This window comes from Neoroseomonas soli, assembly GCF_018129065.1.
Taxonomy (GTDB): Bacteria; Pseudomonadota; Alphaproteobacteria; order Acetobacterales; family Acetobacteraceae; genus Neoroseomonas; species Neoroseomonas soli.
Genome location: NZ_JAAEDM010000049.1, coordinates 26,237 through 37,236 on the forward strand (window position 1 = coordinate 26,237; position 11,000 = coordinate 37,236).

Here is an 11,000-nt window from a genome sequence, read left to right on the forward strand (position 1 = left end):
ATGGAGGGCGCCCATGGCGCGGTTCGTCTTCATCACCGGCGGCGTGGTCTCCTCCCTCGGCAAGGGTATCGCTTCCGCCTCCCTCGGCGCGTTGCTCCAGGCACGCGGCTACACGGTCCGGCTTCGCAAGCTGGATCCGTACCTCAACGTCGATCCGGGGACGATGTCCCCCTATCAGCACGGCGAGGTCTATGTCACCGACGACGGGGCCGAGACCGATCTCGACCTCGGCCACTACGAACGCTTCACCGGCGTCGCCGCCCACAAGGCGGACAACTGGACGACCGGGCGGCTCTACCTCGATGTCATCGCGGCGGAACGGCGGGGCGACTACCTTGGCGGGACCGTGCAGGTCATTCCGCACATCACCGACAAGATCAAGGAAGTCATCCAGGCCGACACCGACGCCTACGACTTCGTCCTGGTCGAGATCGGCGGCACGGTCGGCGACATCGAGAGCCTGCCCTTCCTCGAGGCCATGCGCCAGCTCGCCAACGAACTGGGGCCGCAGCGCAGCCTCTTCATGCACCTGACGCTGGTGCCCTACATCGCCAGCGCCGGGGAACTGAAGACCAAGCCGACGCAGCATTCCGTGAAGGAACTGCTCGGCCTCGGCATCCAGCCGCAGATCCTGCTCTGCCGCTCCGACCGGCCGATCCCGGAGAATGAGCGCCGCAAGATCGCGCTCTTCTGCAACGTGCGGCCCGAAAGCGTGATCCCGGCGCTCGACGCCAGCACCATCTACGAGGTGCCGATCAAGTATCACGAGGAAGGCCTCGACGAGGAAGTGCTGCGCCACTTCGGCCTATCGGCCTATGGCGAACCCGACATGACGGGCTGGGAACGCATCGTCCACGCCGTGAAGCAGCCCGAGGGCGAGGTCACGATCGCCGTCGTCGGCAAGTACACGAACCTGCTCGACGCCTATAAGTCGCTGTCCGAGGCGCTGGCCCACGGCGGCATCGCGCACAACGTGAAGGTCAACCTCGACTGGGTGGACAGCCAGATCTTCGAGAGCGACGCCGAAGCGGTCGCGCGGCTCGAGAAGGTGAACGGCATCCTCGTTCCCGGCGGCTTCGGGGAACGCGGCACCGAAGGCAAGATCGAGGCCGTCCGCTTCGCCCGCGAGCGCAAGGTGCCCTTCTTCGGCATCTGCTTCGGCATGCAGATGGCCGTCATCGAGGCGGCGCGGAACCTGCTCGGCATCAAGGGCGCGTCCTCGACCGAGTTCGGCCCCTGCCAGGAGCCGGTGGTCGGCCTGCTGACCGAATGGCAGCGCGGCAACGAGGTGGAACGCCGCAACGCGACCGGCGACCTCGGCGGGACGATGCGCCTCGGCGCCTATCCCGCGAACCTGGCGGAAGGTTCCCTGGTGCGGGACGTCTATCACGGCGCCGCGTCCATCCGCGAACGCCACCGCCACCGCTACGAGGTGAACGTCGCCTACAAGGACCGGCTGGAAGCGGCGGGCCTGCGCTTCTCCGGCATGTCGCCGGACGGGGTGCTGCCGGAGATCGTGGAATACCCGGACCATCCCTGGTTCATCGGGGTGCAGTACCACCCGGAACTCAGGTCGAAGCCCTTCGATCCGCACCCGCTGTTCTCGGGGTTCATCGGGGCGGCGGTGAAGCAGGCTCGGTTGGTGTGATGCGGCGGGAGGGGCGCCGCCCCTCCCGCACCCACCCCGCCACGGGTCCGCATCGATAGTGCGGGCAGCGTCGATGGGAGCCGAAAGGGCTTCGGCAACCGGGATCTGGCGCCGGGCAGGGAAGTGGGATATAGGAATAACATCATAGACGCCTGTCGGAACCGACGGGCGGGTCCACGGCGATAAAGGGGTAAAGCGCTAAAGGACTAAAGCGGCGCCCCTCGGAGTGCTCCATGCGTCACGTCACGGTCCGCAACCTCACCATCGGCAACGACCTCCCGCTGGTCTTCCTCTCCGGCCCCTGTCAGATCGAGAGCCGCGCCCATGCGCTCGAAACCGCCGCGGCGCTGAAGGAAATGGCGGAAGCGGCCGGCGTGCCGCTGATCTACAAATCCTCCTTCGACAAGGCGAACCGCACCAGCGTCAACACGGCGCGCGGCATCGGCATGAAGGAAGGCCTCGCCATCCTCGCCGAGGTGCGGGAGGTGACCGGCCTGCCGACGCTGACCGACGTCCATGCCCCGGAACAATGTGCCCCGGCGGCGGAAGCGGTGGACGTGCTGCAGATCCCGGCCTTCCTCTGCCGCCAGACCGACCTGCTGATCGCCGCCGGCGAGACCGGCCGCGCGGTCAACGTGAAGAAGGGCCAGTTCCTCGCACCGTGGGACATGAAGAACGTCGCGGCGAAGATCGCCTCCACGGGCAACGAGAAGATCCTGCTCTGCGAGCGCGGCGCCTCCTTCGGCTACAACACGCTGGTCGCGGACATGCGCTCCCTGCCGATCATGGCGCAGACCGGCTACCCGGTGGTGATGGACGCGACCCACGCGGTGCAGCAGCCGGGCGGGCAGGGGACATCCTCGGGCGGGCAGCGCGAATTCGCGCCCGTGCTGGCGCGCGCGGCCGTGGCCGTGGGTGTCGCGGCGGTGTTCATCGAGACGCACCCCGACCCGGACCACGCGCCCTCCGACGGGCCGAACATGATCCCGATGCGCGAGATGCCGGCGCTGATCGCGCGCCTGAAGGCCTTCGACGCGCTCGCCAAGGCGGGCTGAGGCGTTGCGGCGCCTGGGCGTGCCTTTGGAGGTCCTGGGCGCCGTCATTCTCGTCGCCGCCATGCTGACCGGGGCGTTCGGCACGGGCGCGACCATCGCCGCGTTCGCCGCACTCGTGCTCGGCGGCTTTGTCGCCGGCGGACGAACGTGGCTGGAAACCGAGGCCGGTCCCTCGGGCGGCAATGGCGATGGTGACGGCGGAGGTGGCAAGTGACGCGCCCGCCCGGCCTGCCGCCGATCCCGCGCCGCCCCGTGCCTGCGCTGCTGCTGGTCACGGCGATGCTGGCAGTGCTCTGGTGGTCCGTCCCCGCCGGCCTCGCCGCCCTTCGCCTCTCCGGCTGGCACCCCGAGACCATTCTCGTCGTGCTCGGCGCCCATGCGATCTTCCTCGCGGCTTTCGGCTGGATCGCCTGGCTGTTCTGGGCCGGGCGGCGGCCCGGGGATGGCGGTTGAACCGGGTGGCGCGATGGCGCCGACCTCCGTTTCGGCTTCGGTCGCACAACATCACGTGCGGGGGGTGAGGCCAGGGTCCGGTTGGGCTAGCCTTGCCGCTCAACACCCGAGGGCTGACATGCGCCGCTACCTGCTGCTTCACCTTGCCGGTCTGACGCTTGCCGCCTGCGCGGCGGTCCCGCCGCAACCACAGGGGCCAGCCGAACGCCACGTGGCGCTCGTCGGCACGGCGGACCAGGCGCTTGGGCGCATGGTGGACCACCTGGCGCTGCGCGAGCGGACGGAAGTCGAGCAATCGGCCTCGCTGCGCTTCGCCTCCGGCGGGGCGGTGCCGCGCAGCCTGCCGGCACCGACGACGCCCATCGCCGGGGCCGTGCTCGACCCGGCGATGGACCTGATGGTCATCGAGGCGCAGCGGATTGCGGCGCTGTCCACCGGTGCGACGGCCGGGGGCGATGCGGAGGCTGCCGCGGCCCTTGACCGGCTGCAGGTCGCGATGGCGCGGCTCGGCACGGTGCCCGCGCGCTGGCCGTCGGAGGCGGTCCGGCGGCGTGGCCTCGAAGCCTTCCGCGCGTTGTCGCAGCCCGTGCCGGCGGGGGTGGACGCCGCGCGGCTGGCTGCCGGACGCCAGGCGTCGGTCGAGGCCGGCGTCGCCCTGCTTCGTGCGGTGATCGGCGAGGATGCGCGGTCCGGCCTGCGCGGCGCGCTGGCCCAGCGGCACGAGGCCTGGCGCAGCGCCCAGCGTGGCGTGCTGGAGGCCGCCCGCACCGACCGCAACCTGACCCCGCAGGACCGCATGGCCCTGTGGAACCGTGTCCAGGCCACCCTGGCCGGCGACCCGCCCGACATCGCCGCCGCCGAGGCGGTTTCCCTCCTCGCCGCCCTGCCATCTGCCCATGCGGCCGCCGGTGCCGGCGATGCCGCGGGCCTTTCGTCCTTCGAGGCATCCCTGGCCCGCTTCCAATCCGTCCTGGCGCAGGCGCGCTGACCGCCCGCGAGGGCGGGGTCCCAAAGAAGGGAGGGGGTTCGGGGGAGGTTCATCCTCCCCCGACCTTCTTTTCGCCTGGGGGTTGGCCTCGCTCCCCTCCCGGTGTAGCCACCCGCATCCCCTTGTCACCTGGAGCGCCTGCCGCATGTCCGCCATTGCCGACATCATCGCCCGCGAGGTCCTCGACTCCCGCGGCAACCCGACCGTCGAGGCCGAGGTGGTGCTGGACACCGGCGCGCGCGGCCATGCCATCGTCCCCTCGGGTGCCTCCACCGGCGCGCATGAGGCGGTGGAACTGCGCGACGGCGACAAGGCCCGCTATGGCGGCAAGGGCGTGCTCAAGGCCGTGGCGAATGTCGAGGGCGAGATCTTCGACGCCATCTCCGGCATGGACGCGCTGGAGCAGGTCAAGATCGACGAGACGCTGATCGAGCTGGACGGCACGCCGAACAAGGGCCGGCTCGGCGCGAACGCGACGCTGGCGGTGTCGCTGGCGGTGGCGAAGGCCGCGGCGGCGAACCTCGACATCCCGTTGTATCGCCATGTGGGCGGCGTCTTCGCCCGCACCCTGCCGGTGCCGATGATGAACATCATCAACGGCGGCCAGCACGCGGACAATCCGATCGACATCCAGGAATTCATGATCATGCCGGTGGGTGCCGGCACGATCGCCGATGCCGTGCGCGTCGGCTCCGAGGTCTTCATGGCGCTCAAGAAGGCGCTGCACGATGCCGGCCACTCGACCAATGTGGGCGACGAGGGCGGCTTCGCGCCGAACATCGGTTCGGCGGACGAGGCGCTCGGCTTCATCGCCAAGGCCTGCGAGGCGGCGGGCCATCGCATGGGTGAGGACGTTGTCTTCGCCCTCGACTGCGCCGCGACCGAGTTCTTCCACGACGGCAAGTACGTGATGGAGGGCGAGGGCAAGACCCTCGATGCCGGCGGCATGGTGGATTACCTCGCCGCGCTCTGCGCCAAGTGGCCGATCGCTTCCATCGAGGACGGCATGTCCGAGGATGACTGGGCCGGCTGGAAGGCGCTGACCGACAAGCTCGGCGGCAAGGTGCAGCTGGTCGGCGACGACCTGTTCGTGACCAACCCGGAGCGCCTGCGCCAGGGCATCGAGCGCGGCACGGCGAACGCCATCCTGGTGAAGGTCAACCAGATCGGCACGCTGACCGAGACGCTGGAAGCCGTGGAGACCGCGCACCGCGCCGGCTACCGCGCGGTGATGTCGCACCGTTCGGGCGAGAGCGAGGATGCGACGATCGCCGACCTCGCGGTCGCGACGAATTGCGGGCAGATCAAGACCGGGTCGCTGTCGCGGTCCGACCGGCTGGCCAAGTACAACCAGCTCATTCGCATCGAGCAGGGCCTCGGCCCGGCGGCGCGCTACGCGGGCCGCGGCGCGCTGCGCCGCTGAGGCGCGCGGGCGTTCATGTCCCTGGCATGAGCGCCCGTCCCGGTCCCGGCGGGGCGTCGCACGCCACCGGGCCGTGCTTCGCCAGCGCCGGCGCGTTCTCGGCGGATGGCCTTCCGATGGAGGCTTCCGACGATGACGCGACGGGTTTGCCCGGCCGTGGAGATGCGTTGCCCCACCTGTGCGCCGGCGCAAGCAACGGCAGGCGGCGCCCCGCATCCGTGGCGGAACGAAAAATGACGTCGCGATGCGCAGGATGCCGACGAAGCGGGTGACACCGAGTCGTGTCGGTGTCTAGAATCCCGCATCGCGTCGCTTCGGGTGCCTAACTTGCGGTTCATCAAGCGTTTCCTGCAGGCGATCGCCCTGCCGAGCCTGTTCCTGGCGGTGTCCGGCTACTTCGCCTGGCACGCCATGCATGGCGACCGCGGGCTGATCGCGCGTGAGCAGCGCATCGCCGACATCGCGGCGGCGCGGGCGGAACTCGCGCGCGCGGAATCCGAGCGCGAGGGCATGGAACGGCGCGTCGCCGGCCTGCGCGGCGACCGGCTCGACCGCGACCAGCTCGACGAGCGCGCGCGGGCCTTGCTGAACATGGTCGGCCGCGACGAGGTGGTCGTGCCCTATCCGCCGGAACGCCGCCTCTACTGAACTGTGACGCGGCGCGGTTGCGCCGCGCGCCAATCCGGCGGGATGCTGGCCTCCCGATGCCGGAGGCCGCCATGTTCCGCTGGACGCTCCCCACCCTGCTTCTTGCCGCGCTGGCACCGCATGCCGTGCTGGCGCAGGAGGCGCCCGCGCGGATCGCGCTGGCCGCGCCGCCGGCGGCGGTCACGGTCTACCCCGACCAGGCGACGGTGACGCGGCGCGGCGCGGTGGACCTGCCGGCCGGCGACAGCGTGCTGGTGCTGTCGGGCATCCCGGCCGGGGTGCTGCGGGACAGCGTGACGGCCCGCGGGCGCGCGGCCGGCGCCGTCGCAATCGGCAGCGTCGATCTGCGCCAGGCACGCTTCGACCGCGGCGCGGTGGATGCACGCCGTGCGGCGCTGGAAGCCCGGCTGCGCGAGGCAGAGGATGCGGTCACCGCCTTCGATGCTCCGCTCGCAGCGCAGGCGGCGCAGCTTCGGCTCATCGAGCGGCTCGCCGGCGGCTTTGTCGTGACGCAGCGGCAGCCGGCGCCGTCGAACGAACCGGCGCCGCGCCTCTCCGCCGATCCCGCAACATGGCGCGCGGCCTGGGACGCCGTGCGCGAAGGGACCGAGCAGGCCAGCGAGGCCACGCGCCGCCTGCAGGCGGATCGCCGCGTCGCGGAGCAGCGGCGCGATGCGATCAAGGCCGAGATCGCCGCGCTCGGCGGACCGCCTCCCGGCGCGCTCGAGATCGCGGTGGCGGTGCAGGCGGAAGCGCCGACGCGCCTGGAACTCGAGGTCGCCTACCAGGTGCGCGGCGCGCGCTGGCAGCCGGTCTATGAGGTGCGCCTCGACAGCCAGGCGGCGCGCATCGCGCTGCGGCAGGAGGCGATCGTCACCCAGTCCACCGGGGAGGACTGGCCGGAGGTGGCGCTGACCCTGTCCACCGCGCGGCCCGCCGAGGCCGCCGGCCCGCCGCGCCTGCAGCCCTGGCGCATCGCGCTGGTGGACCCGGCGGAACGCGAGCGTCGCGCGCGCGAGCAGGCGGCACGCGACGCGCTGGCGGAACGGCAGACGCGGGCACCGGCACCGGCGGCTTCCGTCGCGCCGGCGACGCCGCGCGAGGCGGAGGTCGTCGCCGCTACGGTGCAGACCGCCGGCTTCGCCGTGGAATACGCAATCCCGGGGCGGGCGAGCATCGGGGCGGACGGATCGGAGCGCCGGGTGCGGATCGCCGACCACGTGGCGGAGGCGGCGCTGTCGGCGCTCTCGGTGCCGCGGCTCGCGCCGCGCGCCTTCCTGCGCGCGCGCTTCGCCCACCAGGCGCCGGCGCCGACGCTGCCGGGGGTGGCCTCGCTGCATCTCGATGGCGTCTTCGTCGGCCGCACGGCGCTGCCGCTGCTGCGGCCCGGGGAGGAGACGATGCTGTCCTTCGGCGCCGACGACCGCATCCGCGTCGCCTACGAACCGCAGGCGCGGCGGCGCGCGCAGGAAGGCAGCATGCTGACCGGCCGCACCAGCACCGAGACCTTCGAGGCGGTGATGACGTTCCGCAGCTTCCACGCGCGCCCGGTCGAGATGGTGGTGGAGGACCAGGTGCCGGTCTCCGGCGACGCGGACCTGACCGTGGCGCTGCAGGCCGATCCTGCGCCCGGCACGCGCGACGCGGAGGACCGGCCCGGAGTCCTCGCCTGGGCCTTCACGCTGGCGCCAGGGCAGGAGCGACGCATTCGCTTCGGCTACACGGTGACGGCGCCGCGGGACCGCCAGGTGCAGGGGCTTCCGGGCCGCTGAGGCGAATTTCGCAAGGGAATGACGCGGGGGGGCGGGACACGGATGTTTTCTTTCGCGCCGGCGCCGCTGCCCGGCCTATCCTGCAATCCGTGCCGCCTGCGCCCGCCGTCTCCGGCGGACGGCTTCAGGAGGGACCATCGCGCTGATTCAGAGACTTAACCGAATTGCGGTTAACCGTCTTATTGCATTGCAAAAGAAGGGTTTTTTTGCCCGGGCGCTTGCGTGCGGCGCTGGTCCGGGCCTAATTCGCAAACGTAGCGACGTCCCGAGGGAGACCCAACCATGGCCCAGGCCGCCGAGACCAGCACCAAGCGCCGCGGGAAGGCCAAGGAACCTCCCATGAGCCGGGAGCATCTGCTCACGGCCTATCGCGACATGCTCCTGATCCGCCGCTTCGAGGAGAAGGCGGGCCAACTCTACGGCATGGGCCTGATCGGCGGCTTCTGCCACCTCTACATCGGCCAGGAGGCCGTGGTGGTGGGCATGCAGATGTGCCTCAAGGACGGCGACCAGGTCATCACGTCCTATCGCGACCACGGGCACATGCTCGCCACGGGCATGGAGGCGCGCGGCGTGATGGCCGAACTCACCGGGCGCATCGGCGGCTATTCCAAGGGGAAGGGCGGGTCGATGCACATGTTCAGCCGGGAGAAGGGCTTCTACGGCGGGCATGGCATCGTCGGCGCGCAGGTTTCGCTCGGCGCCGGCCTCGCCTTCGCCAACTGGTACCGCGAGAACGACAACGTCGCCGTGACCTATTTCGGCGAGGGCGCGTCCAACCAGGGCCAGGTCTATGAGAGCCTGAACCTCGCCGCGCTGTTCAAGCTGCCCTGCATCTTCATCATCGAGAACAACAAGTACGGCATGGGCACCAGCGTCGAGCGCGCCAGCGCGTCTCGCGACCTGTCCCAGAACGGCGCGCCCTGGGGCATCCCGGGCGAGCAGGTCAACGGCATGGACGTGATCGCCGTGCGCGAGGCCGGCGAGCGCGCCGTCGCCCACTGCCGCGCCGGCAAGGGGCCCTACCTGCTGGAGATGAAGACCTACCGCTACCGCGGGCACTCCATGTCCGACCCCGCGAAGTACCGGACGCGGGAGGAGGTGCAGAAGATGCGCGAAACCTCCGACTGCATCGAGACGGCGCGCAAGATGCTGGTCGATCAGTTCGCGGTGACCGAGGCCGAACTGAAGGTCATCGACGACGATGTGAAGGCGATCGTGCAGGACAGCGCGGACTTCGCGCAGCAGAGCCCCGAGCCGCCCGAGAGCGAGCTCTGGACCGACGTGCTGGTGGAGGGCCGCTGACATGGGGGCCGTGATCCTGATGCCGGCCCTTTCGCCGACGATGACGGAAGGCAAGCTGGCGCGCTGGCTGAAGAATGTCGGTGATGCGGTGAAGTCCGGCGACGTCATCGCCGAGATCGAGACCGACAAGGCCACGATGGAGGTCGAAGCGGTGGACGAGGGCACCATCACCGCCATCCTGGTCCCCGAGGGGACGGAAGGCGTCGCGGTGAACAGCACCATTGCGGAACTGGACGGCGGCGCCGGCGGCGCGGCGCAGACCATGCACGGCATCACCAACAAGAACCCCCGCGAGAACGAGAAGATGATCGCCGATAGCGGCGCGAAGCAGCGGCCCGAAGCCTCCGTCCATGCCGAACCGAAGGCCGAGGTGGAGCAGGACTGGGGGCCAACGAAGCCCATCACCGTGCGCGAGGCCCTGCGCGACGCCATGGCCGCCGAGATGCGCGCCGATTCCGCCGTCTTCCTGATGGGCGAGGAGGTCGCGCAGTACCAGGGCGCCTACAAGGTGTCGCAGGGACTGCTGGACGAATTCGGCCCGAAGCGCGTGATCGACACGCCGATCACCGAGCACGGCTTCACCGGCATGGCGGTGGGCGCGGCCTTCACCGGCCTGAAGCCGATCGTCGAGTTCATGACCTTCAACTTCTCGATGCAGGCGATCGACCAGATCATCAACTCGGCAGCCAAGACGCTCTACATGTCGGGCGGGCAGTTGGGCTGCCAGATCGTATTCCGCGGGCCGAACGGCGCGGCTTCCCGCGTCGCGGCGCAGCACTCGCAATGCTACGCGTCCTGGTACGCGCATTGCCCGGGGCTGAAGGTGGTCGCGCCGTGGTCGGCGGCCGACGCGAAGGGCCTGCTGCGCGCGGCGATCCGCGACCCGAACCCGGTCATCGTGCTCGAGAACGAGATCATGTACGGGCAGACCTTCGAATGCCCGACGGCGGACGACTTCGTCCTGCCGATCGGCAAGGCGAAGGTGGAACGCGCAGGCACCGACGTCACCATCGTCGCCTTCTCGATCATGGTCGGCATGGCGATGCAGGCGGCGGAAAAGCTCGCCGAGCAGGGCATCAGCGCGGAGGTCATCAACCTGCGCTCGCTGCGCCCGCTGGACACCGAGACGATCGCGAATTCGGTGCGCAAGACGAACCGGCTCGTGACGCTCGAGGAAGGCTGGCCCTATGCCGGCATCGGCGCCGAGGTCGCGATGCAGATCATGGAGACCTGCTTCGACCATCTCGACGCGCCGCCGGTGCGCGTGCATGGCCTGGACATCCCGATGCCCTATGCCGCGAACCTCGAGAAGCTCGCGCTGCCCCGCCTCGAGCAGGTGGTCGAGGCGGCGAAAAGCGTCACCTACAAGTAAGGCGGGGGAGAACGGTCCATGGCCACGAACATCCTGATGCCGGCGCTCTCCCCCACCATGACGGAGGGCAACCTGGCGCGCTGGCTGAAGAAGGAAGGCGAGCGCATCAAGGCCGGCGACGTCATTGCCGAGATCGAGACCGACAAGGCGACGATGGAAGTCGAGGCGGTGGACGAGGGAATCCTCGGCAGGATCCTCGTGCCCGACGGCGCCCAGGGCGTGAAGGTGAACGAGGTGATCGCGGTGCTGGTGGAGGAGGGCGAGGCGGTGCCCGCAGGCGCGCCCGTCGCCGCACCTGCGCCCGCGCCGGCGGCCGCACCGGTGCCGGCGGCGCCC

11 protein-coding genes are annotated in these 11,000 nt (G+C 70.4%); all 11 read left to right on the top strand.

Features of this window, described 5'->3' with window-relative positions; genetic code table 11:
- The first annotated feature begins 13 nt into the window (after positions 1 to 13).
- On the top strand, positions 14 to 1,648 hold the full coding sequence (locus GXW76_RS16490) for a CTP synthase (RefSeq protein ID WP_211863188.1): 1,635 nt from the start codon (positions 14 to 16) through the stop codon (positions 1,646 to 1,648).
- A 233-nt stretch (positions 1,649 to 1,881) separates the two neighbouring features.
- A complete protein-coding gene (gene kdsA / locus GXW76_RS16495) occupies positions 1,882 to 2,703 on the top strand; it encodes a 3-deoxy-8-phosphooctulonate synthase (protein WP_211863189.1) in 822 nt (273 codons plus the stop codon).
- 4 nt (positions 2,704 to 2,707) lie between these two features.
- Positions 2,708 to 2,917 carry a hypothetical protein gene (locus GXW76_RS16500; RefSeq protein WP_211863190.1) on the top strand — a complete coding sequence of 70 codons (210 nt, stop codon included), beginning with the start codon at positions 2,708 to 2,710 and terminating at the stop codon, positions 2,915 to 2,917.
- The gene (locus GXW76_RS16505; RefSeq protein ID WP_211863191.1) at positions 2,914 to 3,156 is read left to right on the top strand and encodes a hypothetical protein; all 243 of its coding nucleotides are present in this window, start codon (positions 2,914 to 2,916) and stop codon (positions 3,154 to 3,156) included. The genes GXW76_RS16500 and GXW76_RS16505 overlap by 4 nt, the downstream gene beginning before the upstream one ends.
- 118 nt (positions 3,157 to 3,274) lie before the next feature.
- Positions 3,275 to 4,144 (top strand): hypothetical protein, encoded by an 870-nt coding sequence (locus GXW76_RS16510; RefSeq protein ID WP_211863192.1) that lies wholly within the window; start codon positions 3,275 to 3,277, stop codon positions 4,142 to 4,144.
- Positions 4,145 to 4,289: 145 nt separating this feature from the next.
- Positions 4,290 to 5,567, top strand: a complete 1,278-nt coding sequence (eno, locus tag GXW76_RS16515; protein ID WP_211863193.1) for a phosphopyruvate hydratase — start codon at positions 4,290 to 4,292, stop codon at positions 5,565 to 5,567.
- Positions 5,568 to 5,885: 318 nt separating this feature from the next.
- Entirely contained in the window at positions 5,886 to 6,215 is a 330-nt protein-coding gene (locus tag GXW76_RS16520; protein ID WP_338150980.1) for an FtsB family cell division protein, read from the top strand.
- A gap of 71 nt (positions 6,216 to 6,286) precedes the next feature.
- Positions 6,287 to 7,987, top strand: coding sequence for a mucoidy inhibitor MuiA family protein (locus GXW76_RS16525; RefSeq protein ID WP_211863195.1), 1,701 nt, complete (start codon positions 6,287 to 6,289; stop codon positions 7,985 to 7,987).
- A 339-nt stretch (positions 7,988 to 8,326) separates the two neighbouring features.
- The gene (gene pdhA, locus GXW76_RS16530; protein WP_246514445.1) at positions 8,327 to 9,292 is read left to right on the top strand and encodes a pyruvate dehydrogenase (acetyl-transferring) E1 component subunit alpha; all 966 of its coding nucleotides are present in this window, start codon (positions 8,327 to 8,329) and stop codon (positions 9,290 to 9,292) included.
- Between the two features lies 1 nt (position 9,293).
- Complete coding sequence (locus GXW76_RS16535) at positions 9,294 to 10,664, top strand: pyruvate dehydrogenase complex E1 component subunit beta (RefSeq protein ID WP_211863197.1); 1,371 nt, start codon at positions 9,294 to 9,296, stop codon at positions 10,662 to 10,664.
- Between the two features lie 18 nt (positions 10,665 to 10,682).
- Positions 10,683 to 11,000: biotin/lipoyl-containing protein (locus GXW76_RS16540; protein ID WP_211863198.1), on the top strand; the 318-nt coding region annotated here is incomplete at its 3' end.

Bases quoted from the DNA above. Each gene is read 5' to 3' on its own strand.
- GXW76_RS16490 (WP_211863188.1), top strand. From the start codon at position 14: ATGGCGCGGTTCGTCTTCATCACCGGCGGCGTGGTCTCCTCCCTCGGC.
- kdsA (WP_211863189.1), top strand. From the start codon at position 1,882: ATGCGTCACGTCACGGTCCGCAACCTCACCATCGGCAACGACCTCCCG.
- GXW76_RS16510 (WP_211863192.1), top strand. From the start codon at position 3,275: ATGCGCCGCTACCTGCTGCTTCACCTTGCCGGTCTGACGCTTGCCGCC.
- eno (WP_211863193.1), top strand. From the start codon at position 4,290: ATGTCCGCCATTGCCGACATCATCGCCCGCGAGGTCCTCGACTCCCGC.
- GXW76_RS16525 (WP_211863195.1), top strand. From the start codon at position 6,287: ATGTTCCGCTGGACGCTCCCCACCCTGCTTCTTGCCGCGCTGGCACCG.
- pdhA (WP_246514445.1), top strand. From the start codon at position 8,327: ATGAGCCGGGAGCATCTGCTCACGGCCTATCGCGACATGCTCCTGATC.
- GXW76_RS16535 (WP_211863197.1), top strand. From the start codon at position 9,294: ATGGGGGCCGTGATCCTGATGCCGGCCCTTTCGCCGACGATGACGGAA.